Raw genomic sequence first — 19,936 nt, forward strand, 5'->3', positions numbered from 1 at the left:
GGCTGGAGTTCCTATGCTTAACGATCGCGAAGGCGTGATCAAATACCGTCTCGACCACCGATACCAAGCACTGCCCGTAGACACCGATCTGCGCGCGATCAATGCTTGGCGCGACATTATGTATCGCCTCGGTTTGATAGGTCGCATCGCCGGCAAATACGATGGCCTCGGTTTCGGCAACATCAGTAGCCGTCGGGTTCCAGGCGAGAACGGCTTTTTGGTATCCGCCACCCAGACCGGCGATCTGCCCCAGCTCGGCCCGGAACATTACGCCTGGGTCACGACGGCGTCGCCACAGCAGAATCGGCTGCAGTCCTTAGGCCCGGCCCAACCCTCTTCGGAAGCTTTGACTCACGCGGTGATCTACCAGCTGTTGCCGCGGGTGCAGGCCGTCATCCACGTGCATTGCCCGGAAATTTGGCACAATACCGCAAATTTGCAGCTGGCGCATACCGCCGCACAGGTACCCTACGGTACCCCGGAGATGGCCGACGCCGTGGCAACGCTATTGCGGAATTCTGGGAGCGTCGACCACGGCATATTTGCCATGCTCGGACACCTGGACGGCGTCGTGGCCTTCGGCGGCTCCCTGCAGCAAGCAGCAGAGTTATTGATTGCTCGGCTGGCCATGGCCTTAGCGCTTGAGCAAAACCGGCCGGGCCGCTAGAATGCCAGCTTTATTAGCATTTATTAATTTTTATCATGCCGGAAATCATCATCTACACCACCAAAATTTGCCCTTATTGCACGATGGCGAAACGCTTGCTGGAGCGTAAAGGAGCCGGTTACACCGAAATCAACGTCGATGCCGAGCCGGGCTTGAGAGAGCAGATGATCGAGAAAACCCAACGCCGCACGGTGCCGCAGATATTCATCGGCAATCGCCACATCGGCGGATTTGACGACTTGCAAGCGCTGGACAGAAATCAGGAGCTGGATCCGCTACTGCGGGATTGAAACTAAAGCGAGCCCTGTTCGGGCCGAGCATTTTAGCGGATAGTGACTAACTGCAGGCCGATGCGGGTGCTGATTTCGTTACTGTCGTACCAGACGATTTTGCCCAACGCGCTCAAGCCCAACTCTGGGCACTGCACTTTGACCGGAGCGTTGATTTTGATGGCTGGCGAATTGCCGGCCAGTTTCAGACACATGCCTTCCACCGAGCGGTCTAGCCCTTCCACCAAAAAACGTTCCTTGTCGACGAATAACTCCGCCTTAAAATGTTCGGCCTTGCGGTATCCGCGGCGCTTGCGCCACAGTTTTTGAGCGTTGTGTACTACGTCGCGAAACTCCAGCCCCATCATTATGCGGTTGCGATCGCGCTTGACCCAGACAATGTCAACCTCACCGGCCAACTGCAACTCGGCGACAAAAATTTCCGCGCGCCGGCTTTGTTCCAACAGAACTTCGAAATCCCGAATAGTCGTCAACAAATCGCCAGGAGCAACCTCAAGCATCGCGCCGTTCAGCGAAACATCGTAGCAATTGATCTGCAGCGTCTCGCCGCCCACGTACAGCCTACCTTCGGCATTAAAGTTTTTTCGGTATTCTTTTCTATCCTGAAACATGCTCGAAATCTCTAAGGAATGTCCGACAAAGATAGCTTATTTTTGGCTCAACGTTCGCCCGCCCGGCCCCGTGTTTCAGACCAAACCCAAACCGACCGCCAAATCGGCCTTGATGTCGTCGAGATTTTCCAGACCGACCGAGATCCGCACCAAACTGTCCTTAATTCCCGCTTCGGCGCGGGCCTCCGGCGATAGCCGGCCGTGAGTGGTCGTGGCCGGATGCGTAATTGTGGTTTTGACGTCGCCCAGATTGGCCGTTATCGACAGCATCCGCGTCGCATCGATCAAACGCCAGGCTTCTGCCTTGCCGCCCTTTAGTTCGAAACTGACTACCGCGCCGAAATGGCTTTGCTGACGCTTGGCCAGTTCGTGCTGGGCGTGAGACGCCAACCCCGGATAATGCACCTTGGCGACGGCGTCCTGTTGTTCCAGCCATTGGGCCAGGGCAAAGGCGCTGTCACAATGCGCTTTCATCCGAATCGCCAGCGTTTCCAAACCGCCCAAAAACACCCAGGCGTTGAACGGACTCAGCGTCGCGCCGCCGGTACGCAGATAGGGGTATACCTGCTTTTCGATGATCTCGTTGTTGGCGACCACCGCGCCGCCAACGCAGCGTCCCTGACCATCGATATACTTGGTCGTCGAATGCACCACGATATCTGCGCCCAACGCTAGCGGCTGCTGCAAAATCGGCGTGCAAAACACGTTGTCCACCACCAACAGACAGCCGTGGCGATGGGCGATATCGGCCAAAGCCCGGATATCGGCAATTTCGATCAGGGGATTCGACGGCGTTTCCAGAAACAGAAACCGGGTATTGGGCTTGATGGCCGCTTCCCAAGCGGCAGGATCGGTCAAACTGACGAAATCGGTCTCGACCCCGAATTTGCCGAAATAATTTTGAAAAGCCAGGACCGTGTTACCGAATACGCTACGCGAACACACCACATGGTCGCCTGCCTTCAATAAAGCCATCCCTACCGCCATGATCGCCGCCATTCCTGACGCAAACGCCAGACAGCGCTCGCCTTTTTCCATCAGCGCCAGACGCTCCTGGAAGGCCGCGACTGTCGGGTTGGTAAAGCGCGAATAAATGTTGCCGGGCAACTGGCCGGTGAATTTGAGCGACGCCTCCTCGGCCGAGCCGAACACATAGCTGGAGGTCGCAAAAATCGGCATGCTGTGCTCGGACTCGTGAGTCCGATGCTGGCCGGCGCGTATGGCTTGGGTTTCTGCGGCAAAATCCTGCCAATCCGGTTGACTCATATTATTTCGCCACCTGCATTTCGATGATAAAACTGCTGCTGTTGCGCTGCTCCTGGGCGTGGTCGTTGCGCAAGGCTTCGATTCTCGCCAAGTAGGCGTCGTCTATGTCGCCAGTAACATAATCGTGACTGAAACAAGAGGTATCGAAATGTTTGATCTTAGGATTACCGCGACCTACCGCTTCGATCAAATCGTCGAGATCCTGGTAAATCAGTTTATCGGCACCCAGAGCTTTGCACACCTCGGCTTCACTTCGGTCGTGGGCAATCAACTCATGCGCGGCCGGCATATCGATGCCGTAGACGTTCGGATAACGCACCGGCGGCGCCGCGGAGGCAAAATACACCTTTTTGGCACCGGCGTCGCGTGCCATCTGAATAATCTGCTCCGAGGTGGTGCCGCGCACAATGGAGTCGTCTACCAACAACACGTTTTTACCGTCGAATTCCAACGAAATCGCGTTCAGCTTTTGTTTTACCGACTTTTTGCGCAGCTTCTGGCCGGGCATGATGAAGGTGCGACCGATGTAACGATTTTTCATAAAGCCTTCGCGAAACTTCACACCCAAGTCATGGGCGATTTGCGAAGCGGCGGTACGACTGGTGTCCGGAATCGGAATCACCACGTCGATATCGTGGTCTGGCCATTCGCGCAGAATCTTTAACGCCAATTTTTTGCCCATCCGCATCCTTGCCTTATAAACCGAAATGTTGTCGATGATCGAATCCGGCCGAGCGAAATAGACATATTCGAAGATACACGGGCAATGATCGGTGACCTCGGCGCACTGGCGGGTATGCAATGTGCCGGAAGCCTCGATGAACACGGCTTCGCCCGGTGCCAAATCGCGGATCAGACGAAAATCCAACACGTCCAGTGCGACGCTCTCCGAGGCAATCATGTAATCGACGCCATCCTCGGTTTTGCGTTCGCCGAACACGATCGGTCTGATGCCGTGCGGATCGCGAAAACCCAATACGCCGAAGCCGGCAATCATCACCACCACCGCATAAGCGCCGCGGCAACGTTTATGCACGGCGCTAACGGCTTGAAACACATCCTCTACCGTCAAGCGCAATTTGCCGAACTGCTGCAATTCGTGAGCGAACACATTCAGTAACACTTCCGAATCGGAATCGGTATTGATATGGCGCTGGTCGTCGACGAACACTTGGCGCTTCAGTTCTTCGGTATTGGTCAGATTGCCGTTGTGGGCCAAGGTCAGGCCGAACGGCGAATTGACGTAAAACGGTTGCGCCTCGGCCGAACTGGTGCAACCGGCGGTCGGATAACGCACGTGCGCAATGCCCATGTTGCCTTTCAACTTCATCATTTGTTCGGTTGAAAACACGTCTCTGGCCAAACCGTTGTCTTTGCGCAGATGCAAACGGCCGCCTTCGCAGGTGACTATACCGGCAGCATCCTGGCCGCGGTGCTGCAACACCGTCAGCGCATCGTACAGGTCCTGGTTAACACTTTGATTGGAAACAATAGCGGCAATACCACACATAGCTGATCCGGATTATCGATAATGAATGTAATCCGCCAAGCCCGCCGGCATCTGGGTTTTCAACCAGACCGCCAAGGCTTGAAACGGAGGAATGAGAACGGATTGTTTCCACCACGGATCTTCCGGCAATGGTGTGACCCCGGCCAGAATCACCAGAATGGAAACCAGCACGGCCCCGCGGGCAATGCCGAACAACATGCCGAGCAGGCGGTCGCTGCCGCTCAAGCCGGTTTTTTCGATCAATTGGCTCAACAGAAAACTGATCAGGCTGCCCAATATTAAAGTCGCGAAAAACAGCAAGCCGAAACTCGCGGCGATGCGGGCCGACGGATAGGTGATTGTGGTTTGCAGCAACACCGCAAGCTCACGGCTGTAATGGGTCGCCACCCACACCGCCGCAATCCACAGCACCAACGCGAAAGCTTCCTTGATAAAACCGCGCACCAAACCCATCACCGCCGACATCGATATGATGGCGATAATGGTGTAATCAACCCACAGCAGCTTGTCCCAAGCAACCAAGTCCGGCATCGTTCAGAGATCTATCGATCCGTACGCAAAATTTACTCGTCGGCGGAGACAAAGCTGTTGACGTTGATCTGCGCCAACTTGGCTTTGACGGCCTGGGCTTTGGCTTTGTCGACGATGGGCCCGATCCGAACTTTAAATACCGTGCCTTTATCGCCGGCGGCTTCTTTGACCGTCGCGGCAAAACCCTGCTGCTTCAAACTCTCTTGCAAACTGGCGGCGTTGGCTCTTTGACTGAAGGTACCGACCTGCAAATACCAGCGATTGGTTTCCTCGGCCGGAGCGGCGGGCTTGATCGCTGGCGGCGCTACCGGCGCCTGCGTTTGCAGTTCCGGTTTCGCTTCGGCTGGTTTTGCCAGAGGCTTCAAAGGTTTCGGCACCGGTGCAACCCCTGGCAACGGTTGAACCGGGGCAACAGGTTTTGTGGTTTTTGGCGCTATCGGCAAATCTTCAGCCTCAGCCGGTTCTTCTTCGACAGGCGCTAATGCCCGCGGCGGCGGCGCGGCCGGCGTTATCGGCGCGGTATCCCGCGCGCCTAGTTTCAGTTGCGGTTTCGGCGCCTCGAATTCGGCCTCGGCTTCGCCTTCCTCAACGAACTTGGGTACGGGCTTTCCGGTACTGGCCGGAGCCTGCGCTTCAGCGACATCTTCCGTTTTTTCCGGAAGCGGCATGATTTCCACATCCTGGGTCTTGGCAGGCAGCTCGGGAATTTTCAGTTCGCTGATATTTTTGCCGGTTTCGTCGATCGGGTCGTCGAACAACATCGGTACGAAAATCGCGGCCAATGCAGTGATCACCGCCGCCCCAATCAATCGCTGTTTCAATTCTTGATCCATTACGATCCCCTCTAGGAAAATTTAGCCAAATATTCGGATACCAGAAAAAACGAGCCGAACACCAGAACCAGCTCGTCCGGTCCGGCCGCGGCCCGCGCCGCTTCAAATGCGGCCGAAAAATCGGCGAAGCCGTTTTCGAAGTTCGCCATCTGCAACTGGCGGAAATGGGATTCGATCAATTCGGGCGTGGCGGCGCGCGGATTGTCGAGCGGAGCCAGATACCACTTGGCCACCCTAGCCCGCATCATTTTCAACACGCTGCCGATGTCTTTATCGCGCATCATGGCAAATACGGCATGAATTCTGGTTTCGGGAAAATAGTCGCTCAGGTAATCGATCAAGGTACCGACCGCTTGCGGATTGTGGCCGACATCCAGCAACACCTGCGGCGTCCCCGGAATCAACTGAAACCGACCCTGCAGTTTGGCCGCGTTCAAACCGGCACGGATCGCCGCCTCGTCCACCGGCAAGTTCTCCTGCAACGCCGAAACCGCCATCAGCACCGCCGCCGCATTCCGGTATTGGTGTTCACCTTTAAAAGCCGGAGCCGGCAAACCGGCGTAGACTCGATCGCCTGCACGCCAAGCCCAGGTTTCACCGTATTTTTGGTAAGCAAAGGCTTCGTCCAATTGATAAACCTCGGCACCGATCTGCTCGGCCACCTGCCGTAACGAAGCCGGTGCCGCGGCATCGCCAATCACGGCTGGCACCGATTGCCGAAAAATGCCGGCTTTTTCCCGGCCTATCGCTTCGACGGTATTGCCCAACCAATCGACATGGTCCAAGGCGATGGTGGTCACCAGAGCAACATCCGGATCGACGATGTTAACCGCATCCAGCCTGCCGCCCAAACCCACTTCCAATAACTGAACATCCAGATCGGCTTCGGCGAACAAACACAAGGCCGCCAGTGTGCCGAATTCGAAATAGCTCAGACTGGTTTCGCCGCGGGCCATATCGATTCGGGAAAATACCCGGCAGATGTCGGCATCGTCAACTGCACGGCCGTCTATACGGATCCGTTCGTTGTAGCGCAGGATGTGGGGCGATGTGTAGGCACCGACTTTATAGCCCTGCGCTCGGTAGATTGCTTCCAGATATGCCACGCAGGAGCCCTTGCCGTTGGTGCCGCCGACCGTGACGGTCAAGGGTTTACGCCTGGTCGGATTGAGCTGCCGGTATACGCCGGCAACTCGTGCCAAGCCTAAATCGATCGAGCGCGGATGTAATTGTTCCTGCCAGGCCAGCCAAGCTTGCAGTGAATCGAAACGCGCCATTTCGACCGGTTTTAGTCTGTTATCGGCAAGGTTTCGCTGACTGAGCCTGGATTCGAATCGGCCGTTTCGCTCGTTGCCACAGCGGCGGTTGCGGCTTCGCGTAAAATCGCCAGAATGCTGGCTATTTTATCGCGCATCTCCCGGCGATCAATGATCATATCGATCGCGCCGTGCTCCTGCAAAAACTCGCTACGCTGAAAACCTTCCGGCAACTTTTCCCGCACCGTCTGTTCGATCACGCGCGGCCCGGCGAATCCGATCAACGCGTCGGGCTCGGCCACATTGATGTCGCCCAACATTGCCAGACTGGCCGATACGCCGCCCATTGTCGGGTCGGTCATGAACGAGATATAAGGAATGCCGGCCTCAGCCAGTTTGGTTAGGGCTGCGCTGGTTTTGGTCATCTGAAACAAGGAAAACAACGACTCCTGCATCCTGGCGCCGCCGCTGGCGGTGAAGACAATGAACGGAGCGCCGCTACGCAGGCTTTCGTTGACGCCGCGCACGAAACGCTCGCCCACTACCGAGCCCATCGAGCCGCCCATAAAGCCGAAATCGAAGGCCGCCGCCACAATCGGATAGCCTTTCAAAGTGCCCTTCATCACCACCAGGGCGTCGTTTTCGTTGCTTTGCTTTTGCGCCTGACTGATCCGGTCCTTGTACCGCTTGCTATCCTTGAATTTCAGCGGATCGGCCGGTTTCAGACCGGCACCGATTTCCTGGCGATTGTCTTCGTCCAGAAACATGTTCAGCCGCTTGCGTGCGGAAATCCGCAAATGGTGTTCGCACTTGGGGCACACGCTGAAGTTTTTTTCCAGTTCGGCATTGAACAGTATCGCGTCGCAACGCGGACACTTGTTCCACAAGCCTTCCGGGACCGTGGTGCGTTTTTGCGACGATTCGGTTCGTATTGCAGAGGGAACCAATTTCTCAAACCAACTCATTCGGGGTGTTCTCCGCTATATAGCTCAGTGGTCCATTGCTTGGCGCATGGACTTTAACAATTCGATAATTTCGCGTTTGGCCTGCTCGGGATCGTCGAGATTGGCTTCAACCTTACTAATCAGCGCGCTGCCCACCACGACGCCGTCGGCAATGGCGGCAATCGTCCGCGCCGTATCGGCATCCTTGACGCCGAAACCGACGCCGACCGGCAAATCGGTATTGGCCTTGATCATTTGCAACTTGTCTTCGACGTCGGCCGTATCCAAATGACCGGCACCGGTGACGCCTTTCAACGACACATAATAAAGGTAACCGCTGCCGACCTCGTGCATTTTGCGGATCCGATCCGGCGTGGTATTCGGCGCCAACAGAAAGATCTGGTCGATGCCGCGCTCGCGCAGCAATTTGACGCAATCCTCCGATTCTTCCGGCGGTAAATCGACCGTCAACACCCCGTCGACGTCGGCACGCTGTACCGCATTGGCAAAACCTTCGTAGCCCATGATTTCGATCGGGTTCAGGTAACCCATCAACACCAGCGGCGTAGTTTGATCGGTGTTGCGAAATTCCATCGCCATCGTCAGCACTTTGCGCAGCCCGACATGGTGGGCCAAGGCGCGCTCGCTGGCACGCTGAATCACCGGACCGTCGGCCATCGGATCGGAAAACGGCACGCCCAGTTCGATCACGTCGGCACCGGCCTTGACCATTTCGTGCAGCATCGGCACGGTGAATTCCGGATACGGGTCGCCGGCGGTAATGAACGGAATCAAAGCCTTGCGCCCGGAAGCTTTCAATTCGGCGAATTTGGCGGCTAGACGGCTCATAAGCTGATCCCCTCGCGTTGCATGATGGTGTGCATGTCCTTGTCGCCGCGGCCGGATAGGTTAACGACAATGACTTGATCTTTGCGCATCGTCCGCGCCAATTTCATCGTGTAGGCCATAGCATGGCTGGATTCCAGCGCCGGAATGATGCCTTCCATCTTGGTCAGCGCGTGGAAGCCCTGCAAGGCCTCGTCGTCGGTGATATTGGGGTACTCGGCCCGGCCGATGTCTTTCAGCCAGGCATGTTCCGGACCGACGCCGGGATAATCCAGACCGGCGGAAATGGAATGGGTTTCGATGATCTCGCCGTCGTCGTCCGCCATCAGATAGGTGCGGTTGCCGTGGAGTACACCGGGGCGGCCGGCGGACAGCGGCGCGGAATGGCGGCCGCTGGCGATACCGTCGCCGGCCGCTTCGACGCCATACATTTTGACGCCGGCATCGTCGATGAACGGATAAAACAGGCCAATGGCATTGGAACCGCCGCCGACGCAGGCGACCAACGCATCCGGCAATTTACCGGCTTGATCCAAGCATTGTTGGCGGGCTTCGCGGCCGATCACCGCTTGGAAATCGCGCACCATCGCCGGATAAGGATGCGGACCGGCCACGGTGCCGATGATATAAAAGGTGTTGTCGATATTGGTCACCCAATCGCGTAGCGCTTCGTTCAACGCGTCCTTCAGGGTTTTGGAGCCGGATTCGACCGGCACCACGGTGGCGCCCAACAGTTTCATCCGGTAGACATTTAACGCCTGGCGGGCGACATCGACCGCACCCATGTAAACCACGCATTCCAATCCCAGCCGCGCCGCGACGGTTGCGGTGGCGACACCGTGCTGGCCGGCGCCGGTTTCGGCGATGATGCGGGTCTTGCCCATCCGTTTGGCCAGCAAGGCCTGACCGACGGTATTGTTCACTTTATGGGCGCCGGTGTGGTTCAGGTCTTCCCGCTTCAGATAAATTTGCGCGCCGCCCAGATGATCGCTCCAACGTTGAGCGTGGTACAACGGCGACGGCCGACCGACATAATCGCGCAGATCCGCGTCCAGTTCGGCAATGAAATCCGGATCGTCGATGTAACGCTGGTAAGCTGCGTTGAGTTCGGTAATCGCCGGCATCAGCGTCTCGGCTACAAAAATGCCGCCATAAGGACCGAAATGCCCCCTGGCGTCCGGCATATCGTACTTGTCACCCAAAGGGTATGTGTCAGTCATAATTCTCAAGTCGCTTGATTAGTTATTCTTATGAATTCGGCCATTTTCGCCGCATCCTTGATGCCCTTCCCGGCCTCAACACCGCTGCTGACATCCAACGCATACGGCTTTACCGCAATCACCGCCGCACCGGCGTTCTCCGCTGTCAAACCACCCGCCAATATCAACGGCAGCGATCGTCTTTGCGGAATCAAATCCCAGTCAAAACCGCTACCGCTTCCCCCCGGCAGGCCCGGATGGTAGGCATCCAGTAACAATCCGGCGGCATCGGCATATCGGCTTTCCAACTGCGCTACGTCAATGCCAGGCCGCATCCGGACGGCCTTGATATACGATTTGCGATAGATCCGACAGGCTTCCGCCGGCTCTTCGCCGTGGAATTGCAGGCAATCCACCCGCACTTTGTCCAATACTTCCCGAATCATGCCCGGCTCGGCATCGACGAACAAGGCTACCACGCTGACGAACGCCGGCAAGGCTTCGCTGATCGCCGCCGCTTGTTCGATTTCGACATGACGCGGACTGGGCGGGTAAAACACCAACCCAATCGCATCGGCACCCAGCCGACCGGCCTGCACCGCATCGTCGACATTGGTAAAGCCGCATATTTTAACGCGGGTACGCATAGCCAAACTCATAAAAAATGGCGGCGTAGGATACCACAGCTAAACCGGAAATCATGCCCGCACCCAACAAAAAAGGCCGGACGAACCAGCCTTTGCCGCGCCTTAAGCGACAGCTCAGTGCGCATGTTTGTGGTTATGCTGGTGCGGGTGGCTTGCAGCTGCCGGGGCAGGATCGCCTTGCGAATGCTGCGCGCCGTCCTGATGGATGGCGCTGCCTAAGCCCAATTGCTGCTTCACCACCGGCTCGTCGTGATCGACCGGTTGGTCGAAATCGGGAGTGCCGTGTTCATGTTCCTGCGCCGCAGCCCGATTCGCATCGGCGGCCGCCTCGACCGCGACGCCGTATTTGTAAACCATCAGGCCACCCAAATCGGCTGTAAACATCAGCAAGCCGGCCAGCACTCCGGCCAGCAGCAAGTAAAACGCATTGGCCGGACCGGCCGGATAGGTTTTGCCGATTCCGCGCCACACCGCCAGAAATGCGGCCAGACCGAATACCGATATCGCCAAATGTTCGTGGCTTTCCATGATCTCGTGGACATCGCCGCCGTGGGCAACCGTATCCGCCGCAATAAAACCGAAGGTCGCGGTAATCCCGGCAAAGGCGACGCCAAGATACAACAGCCAGCCGGCGACCCGGCGCCACTCGGCGCGACCGGCCAGGGTGCCGACCAGATCCACTGCAAAAAACAGACTCAACAAGGCGATCGGAAAATGCACGAATAACGGGTGCAAATTCTGCAATGCCGCGATTCCCGGCATTAAATCGTGGAAGGTTTCGGCCGGCGATTGCCGGACTGCGGTCTCCAAAAACGCCAGCAGACTATCGACGCCGCCGGCCACGCCGCCGCTGTCGGCACCGCCATGTATCGAAAATCGGATTTGACTGTCTAGTCCCAACATGAATCCCCCTGGTTTCGGCGCTCCGGCCTTGGCTTAATTGATTGTGACTGCGGTCGAGGTCGTCAGCGCCCGAGTCTTGCTTTCGACGAATTCGCTGCCGCGCTGCTGAATGAATAAAGCCTGCAGTTTCTCGTTATCCGCCAACTTCATACCCTCTTCCTGACCCAGACAAAGCAAGGCCGTCGACCAAGCATCGGCCACCGTCGGATTTTCGTGGAAAACCGTCACCGCCACCAAATCATGCCCCACCGGCCTGCCGTTGCGCGCATCCAGAATGTGGCTGTAGCGCTGGCCTTTCAGATCGAAATAGTGGCGATAAGTGCCGCTGGTCATCACCGCCATCGGCGCATCCTTCGGCAAAGTCACCGTCTTATGCATCATTCTTTCGCCGGGCAAGGGTTTTTCGACGGCGATGATCCAGGCTTTGCCGTCGGGTTTATGGCCATTCGATTTCAGTTCCCCGCCGATTTCGACCAGATAATTTTCTATCCCCAAGTGTTCCATGGCTTCGGCAACTTTGCCAACACTGTAACCCTGGGCGATGGAGGACAAATCAACGCGAAGACTAGGTAACTTCTTCAACAAATGCACGTCGTCGACGATTTCCAGTTTAGACATGCCGACATTAGCCAACGCGGCATCGATAGCGGCCTGGTCCGGCACGTGCAATTCGTCGTTTTGAAAACCCCAAAGTTCGAATATAGGCTTGACGGTCAGATCGTAACAACCGGAACTGAGCTGACTGACCGTTTGCGCTACTTTGACCAGGGCAACGATTTGCGCGTCCACGGTCTGGCCGACCGTCGCGGCAGACACATTGAATTGCTCGATTGCGGAATCGGGCCGGTAGTTCGACAACAATTTATCCAGCTCGGCCAGCGTCCTGTCGACTTCGGCCTGCACTTGCTTGCCATCCATAACCTGATCCGACCAATAGCTGACATGGTAGGTGGTGCCTTGGGCGAAGCCCTCGAATTTCTGCACCGGCACCGGCGGTTCACCGCCGCAAGCCACCAGCAATAACGCTCCCAGTATCGGTCCGATCCATGTCGTCCGTATCATTTATCCCCCACGATGGTGTTTTTAAAGCAATAAACCGGAAATAGCCTTAAACCGTTCATGCCTGGCATCGCGCAACCATTCGAACAATACCGATTCGTGGCAGCTCAGCGTCAGACCCTGCTGCTGCATACGCTGCAAAGCGAAGGCCTTATGTTCGGCATGCCGCGAGCAGACGGCGTCGGTAAGCACATGTATCTGGTAACCCCGATGCTGCAACTCCAGTGCAGTCTGCAGGACGCACACATGGGTTTCTTGGCCGGCCAGCACTATCTGCTTGCGTCCCAGTGCCGCCAACGTGCCGTCAAAGCCTTCCGCCGCGCAGCAGGAAAACCCGGTTTTGGCGAACACGTGCGCCGCGGCCGGCAATCGCTCCAACAAATTGGCTTGAGTCGGCCCCAGCCCTTGCGGGTACTGTTCGGTCACGATGACCGGCACATCAAGCAAAGCCGCCGCTTGCAGCAGACGTTCGCAGTGCTGCGACATTTGTTGCGCTTCGGCTGCCGTCATCGCCGCACTGAGGCGGGTTTGGATATCCACCAGCAGCAGGACGCTGTTATTTGCGTCGAGTAAATTGGGATGAGAAGACATGGCTTAGCCGTGTTTCATGATGCGCGCCTTGTCGCGTTGCCAATCCTTGTCCTTGGCCGCCGCGCGCTTATCGTGCAGTTTTTTACCTTTAGCCAAGCCGATTTTCAGTTTGGCCCGGCCTTTAATCCAATACATGGACAGCGGGATCAGAGTGTAGCCTTTGCGTTCCACCGAGCCGATCAACCTGTTCAGTTCGCGCCGGTGCAACAGCAGCTTCTTGCGCCGCACCGCGTCAGGATTGACGTGGGTCGAGGCCGACAGCAACGGTGAAACGTGGGCGCCGCACAACCAGGCTTCGCCGCGTTTGATTTCGACGTAGCTTTCCTTCAACTGCACCCGGCCGTCGCGCAGACTCTTCACTTCCCACCCTTCCAGCACCAACCCGGCTTCGAATTGCTCGTCTATCGTGTACTCATGCGTGGCTTGCCGGTTTACCGCAATAGTGTTGTCGTTGGCTTTGGAGTCCTTTTTCGATTTTTTGGCGGCCATCTGGTGCTAGGATTTTTTAGACTGACTGAAAACGGGAATTTTGTTATTTTACTCACACACCCGTTAAATAACGACTTAAAAAACACAGGGCGCAACACATGAGCGATAAAACCCGATCCATTCACGGCGAATGGTCATCCCGCTTTGCATTTATTTTGGCCGCCACCGGATCGGCGGTGGGATTGGGTAATATCTGGAAATTTCCGTACATCACCGGCGAAAACGGCGGCGGTGCCTTCGTGATGGTGTACTTGGCCTGTGTTGCCGCAATCGGCGTGCCGATCATGATCGCCGAGATCATGCTCGGCCGGCGCGGCCGGCAAAGCCCGATCAACACCATGCAAAACCTGAGCGCGGAAGCCGGCGCCGACCCGCGCTGGCATTACCTGGGCTGGCTGGGCATGATCGCCGGCTTTCTGATCCTGTCTTACTACAGCGTAATTGCCGGCTGGGCCATGGCCTATATTTTCAAAGCCTTCTTCGGCGGCTTCTTCGGCACCGACGCCGGCGAGGTCAAAGCCATGTTCGACGGCCTGATGGCCAGCCCGATCCAGCAATTGTTCTGGCATACGCTGTTCATGATCATCACGATGCAGGTGGTGATGCGCGGCGTGCAAGGCGGCTTGGAAAAAGCCGTGCGATTTTTGATGCCGGCCTTGTTCGTGATTCTGATGATATTGGTGGCTTATGCGATGTCGTCGGGCGCCTACGAGCAAGGCATCGAATTTTTGTTCAGCCCGGATTTCAGCAAGATCGACGCCGATGCGGTATTGACCGCGATGGGCCACGCCTTCTTCACTTTGAGCCTGGGCATGGGCGCCATCATGGTTTACGGCTCCTACCTGCCAGGCCATGTCTCGATCGCCAAAACCACGTTCTTTATCGCCGGCGCCGATACCATGGTCGCACTGCTGGCCGGCATCGCGATCTTCCCGCTGGTGTTCGCCAACAACCTGGAAGCGGCAGCCGGACCGGGACTGATCTTTCAAACCCTGCCGCTGGCTTTCGGCCACATGGGCGGCGGTTGGCTGTTCGGCGTGCTGTTTTTCGTTTTGCTGTTTTTTGCGGCGCTGACTTCCTCAATTTCGTTGATCGAACCGGCTGTGGCCTGGCTGGTGGAAAATAAAGATATCGAACGCAACCGGGCCTGCGTCTGGGCCGGTAGCACCTGTTGGGCTCTGGGCGTCGCCGTGGTGTTTTCGTTCAACATCTGGTCCGGCCACAAATGGTTCGACAAAAATCTGTTTGAATTGCTGGACTACCTGACCGCCAACCTGATGTTGCCGATCGGCGGCTTATGCATCGCCCTGTTTGCCGGCTGGAGCATGCGCCAGACCGATGCCGAACAGGAATTGGAATTGCCGGCACAAGGCTTTCAGGTCTGGCAATTTTTGATCAAATACGTCGCGCCGGCCTCGGTCTTTCTGGTATTCCTGCACGTACTCGGAGTGCTGTAAATGATTACGGTGGTACAAAAAAGCGCGCTGGTGAAATTTTCCGCGCAGCAGATGTTCGATCTGGTCGACGACATCGAATCCTATCCCAAATTTCTGCCCTGGTGTTCCGGCAGCCGGGTGCTGCGCCGCGAGGGCGATATCGTCGAAGGCCAGATCGACATCGCCAAAGCCGGTTTTCACAAGTCGTTCACCACCCGCAATAAAATCGACCGCGGCGGCCGGATTCAGATCAGCCTGCTCGACGGGCCTTTTAAGTCGTTGGAAGGTTTTTGGAGCTTTATGCCGTTGCGCGAGGACGCCAGCAAAATCTCGCTGGATCTCGAGTTCGAAATTTCCAGCGCTTTCGCCAGCCTGGCCTTCGGCCCGGTATTCAACCAAATCTGCAACACCATGGTCGGTTCCTTCACCCAACGCGCCAAAGCCCTGTATGGCGGTTGATCCGATTCAGGTCGAAGTGGCCTACGCCCTGCCGGAACGGCAAATCCTGATTCCGCTGGGGCTGGCGGCCGGCACTACTGCGGTCGAGGCCATATCGGCGTCGAACATCGCCAGCCAACTCCCCGACGTCGACCTGGCGCAGCAAACCATCGGCATCTTCGGTGCGGTCTGCACCGCGGATAAAGTTCTGGCCGACGGCGACCGCGTGGAAATCTACCGGCCGCTACGGAAAAATCCGATGGAAGCCAGGCGGGAACGAGTTAAAAAGTGACGAATCTAGCTGCCGCCGCCCTCTGAAAAAGCTTTCAGGCTGTTTCCCAAACAAACGGATGCTGAATTCGGATTCGGCAATTTCACCGGACGTCCCCCTAAACAATCGGTTCGATGGAATGCGCTGCTACTGAATGACCCTTGTTAGATATCAACTGCCAACTGGTTTGGATTAATCGCTTAGAAAATCGTCCTGTACCAAAGCAACGGCGGGCGACAGGATGGTTACCCCAAACAGTTTCAAATCCTCGGCCAACACCAATAAATCCTGATCACCAGAAACCAACCATGATGCGTTTGCAGCCAACGCCGCGTGGATAAATTTGTCGTCGTCCGTATCACGGGAAAACGTTTGTTGTTCGACCTCCGGTGGAATGCTTACCCAGTAAGCCAGCGCATCGACATCGCGCAGCAATTGCTTGCGGTATTCCAAGCTCAGGTAGCGGTCGAATTTCGCTCGAAATAGGCGTTCCTGCAATTCGGCATAAGTCGCCACTGAAAACACCGGCTTACCTTGGCTGACCAGTTGGCGGATCACCCGGGCCGGTGCGCCGGTTTTACTCAGAAAGCCACTGATCCAGACATTGGTGTCGACGACAGCGATGAGTCCCGCACCTTCAGCTTTCATCCGCCAATAATTGTTCCAGGATTTCCGAAGTCATACCGGCTTTTTCCGCGGCGGCGGCAGTTTCGTCCAAGGTCTTACGCAAGCGGTCGGCATAAAAGGCCCGCATGGCCTCGTAGTCTTCGGCGCTGACCATCACGCCAACCACGCGGTCGTGCCGTGTCACCCGCACCGGTTCGCGCTGGGCGATGTCGAGGAATTCTCCAAAACGGGTTTTGGCTTCGTTGGCGGTAAAAGTTTGCATGACGGCCTCCTGCGGACGGTGGTGCGTTGCCGCTGATTTACTCCAAAATCGTTCGATTAGCTCATTTCAAAAAGCTATGTTAATAATCGACGCATGGATGATGTTTGACTTTATAAAGACTGTATTCACGACTCTTTTCCAATTAAGTTCAAGCTTTTTATCGATAGCCAAGTCAAGCAAACCAGCCATTGAATATGCAGAACTGATGCGCGCCTATTTATGGATTTGTTTGGATTTAAAGTCGACTCAACAACCTGGAAACCCTCACCAAATCCTCCTCCGTATCCACCCCCGCCTCCGGCGTCTTGTCGACGATCTTTACCAATACCTTTTCGCCGTGCCACAGAATCCGCAATTGCTCCAGCGATTCGACACTCTCCAGCGGCGAGGCGGACCAACTGCAATAACGGTTCAAAAAACCCACGGTATAGGCATACATGCCGATATGCCGCAAATGCGGTAACGCCGCGGACTGAATATCATACTGGTCAGGAAACGTGGCGCGGTTCCAAGGAATCGGCGCCCGGCTAAAATACAGCGCATAGCCGTTCTTATCCAACACCACTTTCACGGCGTTGGGATTGAAGATTTCGTCGGCGTCCAAAATCTTGGCCGCCAAGGTAGCAATGCCGGCCTGGTCTTGTCCGGCCAACGCCAAGGCCGCGTCGCGGATGTAGGCCGGCGGAATCAGCGGCTCGTCGCCTTGCAGGTTAACCACGATTTGATCGTCATCCCAGCCCATGATGCGCGCCACTTCGGCAATACGTTCGGTGCCGGATTGGTGATTGGGATCGGTCATTACCGCCTGCAGGCCCAGATTGCCGACCGCAGCGAAAATGCGCTGATCGTCGGTGGCGACGACCACTTGCTCGGCGTCGGCTGCCAGCGCCCGTTCGCAAACATGGACGATCATCGGCTTGCCGGCGATGTCCAGCAACGGCTTGCCCGGCAAGCGGGTGGAGCCGTAGCGGGCCGGAATCACGACCTTGAAGCCGGCGCTCATTTTTTCAGGGCTTCGGCTTCTTCGAAACTCAGTTCGCGGGCTTCGTCTTCCAGCATCACCGGAATACCGTCGCGGATCGGAAACGCCAGCTTGTCGGCCTTGCAGATCAACTCTTGCTGGTCTTTATCGTAAATCAGCGAGCTTTTGCACAGCGGGCAAGCCAGAATATCGAGCAATTTTTTATCCATGGGTTTTGGTTTTCAATAGTTTTAAGAGCTGTTGAGAAAATGCCTCGGGCAATTCGGCATCGATGGGTAAATACCAGAAATTATCGGCGGCAAAGGCGGCGCATTTGACGGCGTCTTTCTCGGTCATGACCAGCGCCCGCTGGTCTTTGAACTGCAAGTCGGCAGCGCTAAATGGGTGATGATCCGGGAAGGCATGGGTTTCGCAGACCAGGCCGGCCTCGGCCAATTGATTAAAAAACCGCTTGGGGTTGCCGATCGCGGCGACGGCATGGACCGCTAAGCCTTTAAACTCGGTTAAAGGCCGGCTTTCGCCGGTTTTCAAGTTGACCAATTGCAGACCGACGCATTGCATCGCTATCTCGCCTTCCAGCAATTCCAATGGGCTGTTGACCACCACCAGATCGACTTCCCGCACGCGTTCGGGCGGTTCGCGCAACGGGCCGACCGGCAGGCAATAGCCGTTGCCGAACCGGCGCTGGCCGTCGATCACGATAATCTCGATATCGCGTTCCAGCGCGTAATGTTGCAAGCCGTCGTCGGAAATAATCACATCGCAGTGATGGTTAGATAGCAGATGTTTGGCGGCTGCCGGCCGGTCCCGGCCGATCGCCACCGGGCAGCCGCAACGGCGGGCCAACAACACCGGTTCGTCGCCGACGCTGGCCGGGTCGCTGTCCGCGGCGACCAGTTGCGGGCCGGAGTCGGTTTTGGGGCCGGCGTAACCGCGACTCACCACGCCGGGTTTATAGCCTTGCTGACGCAAAAATTCGACCATCCAAACCACCAACGGCGTCTTGCCGGTCCCGCCGACCGTGATGTTGCCGACCACGATCACCGGCACCGGCAGTTTGGTTTTTTTCTTGATACCAACCCGATAAGCGAAACGGCGCAAGCGCACCGCATCGACATACAGCATCGACAGCGGCATGAACCAGGCCGAGATATACATCTCGCCATACCAGGCATCTTCGAACCATTTCACGAGTTTTTTGTTCATGGCTGTTCCGGCTGATTGACGGCAAAGGTAATGTGATGGAAACCGAGTTGGTTCGCCACATCCAAGGCACTGACCACGGCTTGGTGCGGCGCCTTGCCGTCGGCGCTGATGATGAACGGCAAGTGCCGGGTTTCGCCGGCGAACTTAGCCAGCGCCGCTCTCAGGCCGTCCAGGTTTTGATTGACCAGTTCGTGAAATTGGTTGTCTTCGCCGGACAAGGAATAAACGCCCTTGGCGTCGACATACAAATTGATGGTTTTGCCCGGCTCGGCCGCTTCACTACCCTGCGCTTCCGGCAAATTGATCTTTAGCTCCGAATGGTGGCGGAATGTCGTCGCCACCATGAAGAAAAGCAGCAGAACCAGCAATACGTCGATCATCGGAATCAAACCGATTTCCACTGGCGCGCGGCGACGGCGGCGAAATTCCATTACACGTCCTCTCTGGCGCCTTGCATGATGTCGACCAGACGCAACGATTCCTCTTCCATCCGCACCACGTGATCGTCGACCAGCCGCTCGAAATAACGGTGAAAAAACAGGCTGGGTATCGCCACGGTCAACCCGGACGCGGTACAGATCAAGGCTTCCGAGATACCGCCGCTCAACACCGCCGGGTCGCCCATGCCGCCGACCGCGATATCGGAAAACACCCGAATGATACCGTCCACAGTACCCAACAAACCCATTAGTGGCGTGATCGAGGCGATGCTGCCCAAGGCGTTCAAATAGCGTTCCAGTTCGTGAGCGACTTGGCGACCGACTTCCTCAATACTGGATTTCATGATCTCGCGGCCGTGTTTGCGGTTAAGCAAGCCGGCGGCCAGAATCCGCCCTAGCGGCGAACTGAGTTTGATGCGGCGGATGGTGGCTTCGTCGAGCTTGTTCTCGCGATGCAATTGCCAAATGTACGGCACCAGCTCGGCCGGAAGAATGCGTTTGCGTTGCAGCGACCAGAATCGCTCGCCGATGATCGCCATCGCCACAATCGAACACAAAATGATCGGCGCCATCATCCAGCCGCCGTTTTTGATAACCTCGAACACTTGATAACCCTTGTTAGTAAATCGTCA

At 56.6% G+C, this 19,936-nt stretch carries 26 protein-coding genes; 5 read left to right on the plus strand and 21 right to left on the minus strand.

Annotation, left to right across the window (positions count from 1 at the left end; genetic code table 11):
• The first annotated feature begins 13 nt into the window (after positions 1 to 13).
• Positions 14 to 667, plus strand: a complete 654-nt coding sequence (locus ACH518_RS14745; protein WP_445370640.1) for a class II aldolase/adducin family protein — start codon at positions 14 to 16, stop codon at positions 665 to 667.
• A 35-nt stretch (positions 668 to 702) separates the two neighbouring features.
• Complete coding sequence (gene grxC, locus ACH518_RS14750; protein ID WP_278211850.1) at positions 703 to 957, plus strand: glutaredoxin 3; 255 nt, start codon at positions 703 to 705, stop codon at positions 955 to 957.
• A 32-nt stretch (positions 958 to 989) separates the two neighbouring features.
• Here the strand turns inward: grxC and ACH518_RS14755 are convergent, their stop codons facing one another.
• The 14 genes from ACH518_RS14755 to smpB all read right to left on the minus strand — a co-directional run bounded on the left by ACH518_RS14755 (position 990) and on the right by smpB (position 13,642).
• Entirely contained in the window at positions 990 to 1,568 is a 579-nt protein-coding gene (locus ACH518_RS14755) for a PilZ domain-containing protein (RefSeq protein ID WP_140911202.1), read from the minus strand.
• 75 nt (positions 1,569 to 1,643) lie between these two features.
• Positions 1,644 to 2,834 carry an O-succinylhomoserine sulfhydrylase gene (locus ACH518_RS14760; protein ID WP_445370641.1) on the minus strand — a complete coding sequence of 397 codons (1,191 nt, stop codon included), beginning with the start codon at positions 2,832 to 2,834 and terminating at the stop codon, positions 1,644 to 1,646.
• 1 nt (position 2,835) lies between these two features.
• On the minus strand, positions 2,836 to 4,344 hold the full coding sequence (gene purF, locus ACH518_RS14765) for an amidophosphoribosyltransferase (RefSeq protein ID WP_140911200.1): 1,509 nt from the start codon (positions 4,342 to 4,344) through the stop codon (positions 2,836 to 2,838).
• A gap of 12 nt (positions 4,345 to 4,356) precedes the next feature.
• Entirely contained in the window at positions 4,357 to 4,875 is a 519-nt protein-coding gene (locus tag ACH518_RS14770; RefSeq protein ID WP_140911199.1) for a CvpA family protein, read from the minus strand.
• A 32-nt stretch (positions 4,876 to 4,907) separates the two neighbouring features.
• Entirely contained in the window at positions 4,908 to 5,708 is an 801-nt protein-coding gene (locus ACH518_RS14775) for an SPOR domain-containing protein (protein WP_445370642.1), read from the minus strand.
• An 11-nt stretch (positions 5,709 to 5,719) separates the two neighbouring features.
• Positions 5,720 to 6,985: a bifunctional tetrahydrofolate synthase/dihydrofolate synthase gene (gene folC / locus ACH518_RS14780; RefSeq protein ID WP_445370643.1), complete on the minus strand. Its 1,266-nt coding sequence runs from the start codon at positions 6,983 to 6,985 to the stop codon at positions 5,720 to 5,722.
• A gap of 11 nt (positions 6,986 to 6,996) precedes the next feature.
• Positions 6,997 to 7,929: an acetyl-CoA carboxylase, carboxyltransferase subunit beta gene (gene accD / locus ACH518_RS14785; protein WP_445370644.1), complete on the minus strand. Its 933-nt coding sequence runs from the start codon at positions 7,927 to 7,929 to the stop codon at positions 6,997 to 6,999.
• Positions 7,930 to 7,953: 24 nt separating this feature from the next.
• Positions 7,954 to 8,757, minus strand: a complete 804-nt coding sequence (gene trpA, locus ACH518_RS14790) for a tryptophan synthase subunit alpha (RefSeq protein ID WP_445370645.1) — start codon at positions 8,755 to 8,757, stop codon at positions 7,954 to 7,956.
• Positions 8,754 to 9,974: a tryptophan synthase subunit beta gene (gene trpB, locus ACH518_RS14795; RefSeq protein ID WP_445370646.1), complete on the minus strand. Its 1,221-nt coding sequence runs from the start codon at positions 9,972 to 9,974 to the stop codon at positions 8,754 to 8,756. The genes trpA and trpB overlap by 4 nt, the downstream gene beginning before the upstream one ends.
• 5 nt (positions 9,975 to 9,979) lie before the next feature.
• On the minus strand, positions 9,980 to 10,600 hold the full coding sequence (locus ACH518_RS14800; RefSeq protein WP_445370647.1) for a phosphoribosylanthranilate isomerase: 621 nt from the start codon (positions 10,598 to 10,600) through the stop codon (positions 9,980 to 9,982).
• 114 nt (positions 10,601 to 10,714) lie between these two features.
• Positions 10,715 to 11,503, minus strand: coding sequence for a DUF2231 domain-containing protein (locus ACH518_RS14805; RefSeq protein WP_445370648.1), 789 nt, complete (start codon positions 11,501 to 11,503; stop codon positions 10,715 to 10,717).
• Between the two features lie 33 nt (positions 11,504 to 11,536).
• The gene (locus tag ACH518_RS14810) at positions 11,537 to 12,565 is read right to left on the minus strand and encodes an FAD:protein FMN transferase (protein WP_445370649.1); all 1,029 of its coding nucleotides are present in this window, start codon (positions 12,563 to 12,565) and stop codon (positions 11,537 to 11,539) included.
• A gap of 21 nt (positions 12,566 to 12,586) precedes the next feature.
• Positions 12,587 to 13,153, minus strand: a complete 567-nt coding sequence (locus ACH518_RS14815; RefSeq protein WP_445370650.1) for a hydrolase — start codon at positions 13,151 to 13,153, stop codon at positions 12,587 to 12,589.
• Between the two features lie 3 nt (positions 13,154 to 13,156).
• Entirely contained in the window at positions 13,157 to 13,642 is a 486-nt protein-coding gene (gene smpB / locus ACH518_RS14820; RefSeq protein ID WP_140911190.1) for an SsrA-binding protein SmpB, read from the minus strand.
• A 98-nt stretch (positions 13,643 to 13,740) separates the two neighbouring features.
• Here smpB and ACH518_RS14825 point away from each other — a divergent pair, with 98 nt between their 5' ends.
• Genes ACH518_RS14825 through ACH518_RS14835 form a run of 3 tightly spaced genes read left to right on the plus strand, consistent with a single transcriptional unit; the run spans position 13,741 to position 15,808 of the window.
• The gene (locus tag ACH518_RS14825) at positions 13,741 to 15,099 is read left to right on the plus strand and encodes a sodium-dependent transporter (RefSeq protein WP_445370651.1); all 1,359 of its coding nucleotides are present in this window, start codon (positions 13,741 to 13,743) and stop codon (positions 15,097 to 15,099) included.
• On the plus strand, positions 15,100 to 15,537 hold the full coding sequence (locus ACH518_RS14830) for a type II toxin-antitoxin system RatA family toxin (RefSeq protein ID WP_222101861.1): 438 nt from the start codon (positions 15,100 to 15,102) through the stop codon (positions 15,535 to 15,537).
• Positions 15,527 to 15,808: an RnfH family protein gene (locus ACH518_RS14835; RefSeq protein WP_445370652.1), complete on the plus strand. Its 282-nt coding sequence runs from the start codon at positions 15,527 to 15,529 to the stop codon at positions 15,806 to 15,808. Before ACH518_RS14830 ends, ACH518_RS14835 begins: the two co-directional genes overlap by 11 nt.
• A gap of 171 nt (positions 15,809 to 15,979) precedes the next feature.
• On the opposite strand, the gene ACH518_RS14840 is transcribed toward ACH518_RS14835, so the two are convergent.
• The 7 genes from ACH518_RS14840 to ACH518_RS14870 all read right to left on the minus strand — a co-directional run bounded on the left by ACH518_RS14840 (position 15,980) and on the right by ACH518_RS14870 (position 19,909).
• Complete coding sequence (locus tag ACH518_RS14840) at positions 15,980 to 16,435, minus strand: putative toxin-antitoxin system toxin component, PIN family (RefSeq protein WP_445370653.1); 456 nt, start codon at positions 16,433 to 16,435, stop codon at positions 15,980 to 15,982.
• Entirely contained in the window at positions 16,425 to 16,676 is a 252-nt protein-coding gene (locus ACH518_RS14845) for a type II toxin-antitoxin system Phd/YefM family antitoxin (RefSeq protein ID WP_445370654.1), read from the minus strand. The genes ACH518_RS14840 and ACH518_RS14845 overlap by 11 nt, the downstream gene beginning before the upstream one ends.
• A gap of 235 nt (positions 16,677 to 16,911) precedes the next feature.
• Entirely contained in the window at positions 16,912 to 17,679 is a 768-nt protein-coding gene (gene kdsB / locus ACH518_RS14850; protein ID WP_445370655.1) for a 3-deoxy-manno-octulosonate cytidylyltransferase, read from the minus strand.
• Positions 17,676 to 17,867 carry a Trm112 family protein gene (locus ACH518_RS14855; protein WP_140912970.1) on the minus strand — a complete coding sequence of 64 codons (192 nt, stop codon included), beginning with the start codon at positions 17,865 to 17,867 and terminating at the stop codon, positions 17,676 to 17,678. The genes kdsB and ACH518_RS14855 overlap by 4 nt, the downstream gene beginning before the upstream one ends.
• On the minus strand, positions 17,860 to 18,864 hold the full coding sequence (gene lpxK / locus ACH518_RS14860; protein ID WP_445370656.1) for a tetraacyldisaccharide 4'-kinase: 1,005 nt from the start codon (positions 18,862 to 18,864) through the stop codon (positions 17,860 to 17,862). Before lpxK ends, ACH518_RS14855 begins: the two co-directional genes overlap by 8 nt.
• Positions 18,861 to 19,295 carry an ExbD/TolR family protein gene (locus ACH518_RS14865; RefSeq protein ID WP_140912968.1) on the minus strand — a complete coding sequence of 145 codons (435 nt, stop codon included), beginning with the start codon at positions 19,293 to 19,295 and terminating at the stop codon, positions 18,861 to 18,863. The genes lpxK and ACH518_RS14865 overlap by 4 nt, the downstream gene beginning before the upstream one ends.
• Positions 19,295 to 19,909 carry a MotA/TolQ/ExbB proton channel family protein gene (locus ACH518_RS14870; RefSeq protein ID WP_140912967.1) on the minus strand — a complete coding sequence of 205 codons (615 nt, stop codon included), beginning with the start codon at positions 19,907 to 19,909 and terminating at the stop codon, positions 19,295 to 19,297. The genes ACH518_RS14865 and ACH518_RS14870 overlap by 1 nt, the downstream gene beginning before the upstream one ends.
• Positions 19,910 to 19,936 lie beyond the last annotated feature (27 nt).

Source organism: Methylomonas sp. HW2-6 (assembly GCF_052474525.1).

What these genes read in the sequence shown, in the direction of transcription:
- ACH518_RS14745 (WP_445370640.1), top strand. Translation starts at nt 14, where the DNA reads ATGCTTAACGATCGCGAAGGCGTGATCAAATACCGTCTCGACCACCGA.
- grxC (WP_278211850.1), top strand. Translation starts at nt 703, where the DNA reads ATGCCGGAAATCATCATCTACACCACCAAAATTTGCCCTTATTGCACG.
- ACH518_RS14755 (WP_140911202.1), bottom strand. Translation starts at nt 1,568, where the DNA reads ATGTTTCAGGATAGAAAAGAATACCGAAAAAACTTTAATGCCGAAGGT.
- ACH518_RS14760 (WP_445370641.1), bottom strand. Translation starts at nt 2,834, where the DNA reads ATGAGTCAACCGGATTGGCAGGATTTTGCCGCAGAAACCCAAGCCATA.
- purF (WP_140911200.1), bottom strand. Translation starts at nt 4,344, where the DNA reads ATGTGTGGTATTGCCGCTATTGTTTCCAATCAAAGTGTTAACCAGGAC.
- ACH518_RS14770 (WP_140911199.1), bottom strand. Translation starts at nt 4,875, where the DNA reads ATGCCGGACTTGGTTGCTTGGGACAAGCTGCTGTGGGTTGATTACACC.
- ACH518_RS14775 (WP_445370642.1), bottom strand. Translation starts at nt 5,708, where the DNA reads ATGGATCAAGAATTGAAACAGCGATTGATTGGGGCGGCGGTGATCACT.
- folC (WP_445370643.1), bottom strand. Translation starts at nt 6,985, where the DNA reads ATGGCGCGTTTCGATTCACTGCAAGCTTGGCTGGCCTGGCAGGAACAA.
- accD (WP_445370644.1), bottom strand. Translation starts at nt 7,929, where the DNA reads ATGAGTTGGTTTGAGAAATTGGTTCCCTCTGCAATACGAACCGAATCG.
- trpA (WP_445370645.1), bottom strand. Translation starts at nt 8,757, where the DNA reads ATGAGCCGTCTAGCCGCCAAATTCGCCGAATTGAAAGCTTCCGGGCGC.
- trpB (WP_445370646.1), bottom strand. Translation starts at nt 9,974, where the DNA reads ATGACTGACACATACCCTTTGGGTGACAAGTACGATATGCCGGACGCC.
- ACH518_RS14800 (WP_445370647.1), bottom strand. Translation starts at nt 10,600, where the DNA reads ATGCGTACCCGCGTTAAAATATGCGGCTTTACCAATGTCGACGATGCG.
- ACH518_RS14805 (WP_445370648.1), bottom strand. Translation starts at nt 11,503, where the DNA reads ATGTTGGGACTAGACAGTCAAATCCGATTTTCGATACATGGCGGTGCC.
- ACH518_RS14810 (WP_445370649.1), bottom strand. Translation starts at nt 12,565, where the DNA reads ATGATACGGACGACATGGATCGGACCGATACTGGGAGCGTTATTGCTG.
- ACH518_RS14815 (WP_445370650.1), bottom strand. Translation starts at nt 13,153, where the DNA reads ATGTCTTCTCATCCCAATTTACTCGACGCAAATAACAGCGTCCTGCTG.
- smpB (WP_140911190.1), bottom strand. Translation starts at nt 13,642, where the DNA reads ATGGCCGCCAAAAAATCGAAAAAGGACTCCAAAGCCAACGACAACACT.
- ACH518_RS14825 (WP_445370651.1), top strand. Translation starts at nt 13,741, where the DNA reads ATGAGCGATAAAACCCGATCCATTCACGGCGAATGGTCATCCCGCTTT.
- ACH518_RS14830 (WP_222101861.1), top strand. Translation starts at nt 15,100, where the DNA reads ATGATTACGGTGGTACAAAAAAGCGCGCTGGTGAAATTTTCCGCGCAG.
- ACH518_RS14835 (WP_445370652.1), top strand. Translation starts at nt 15,527, where the DNA reads ATGGCGGTTGATCCGATTCAGGTCGAAGTGGCCTACGCCCTGCCGGAA.
- ACH518_RS14840 (WP_445370653.1), bottom strand. Translation starts at nt 16,435, where the DNA reads ATGAAAGCTGAAGGTGCGGGACTCATCGCTGTCGTCGACACCAATGTC.
- ACH518_RS14845 (WP_445370654.1), bottom strand. Translation starts at nt 16,676, where the DNA reads ATGCAAACTTTTACCGCCAACGAAGCCAAAACCCGTTTTGGAGAATTC.
- kdsB (WP_445370655.1), bottom strand. Translation starts at nt 17,679, where the DNA reads ATGAGCGCCGGCTTCAAGGTCGTGATTCCGGCCCGCTACGGCTCCACC.
- ACH518_RS14855 (WP_140912970.1), bottom strand. Translation starts at nt 17,867, where the DNA reads ATGGATAAAAAATTGCTCGATATTCTGGCTTGCCCGCTGTGCAAAAGC.
- lpxK (WP_445370656.1), bottom strand. Translation starts at nt 18,864, where the DNA reads ATGAACAAAAAACTCGTGAAATGGTTCGAAGATGCCTGGTATGGCGAG.
- ACH518_RS14865 (WP_140912968.1), bottom strand. Translation starts at nt 19,295, where the DNA reads ATGGAATTTCGCCGCCGTCGCCGCGCGCCAGTGGAAATCGGTTTGATT.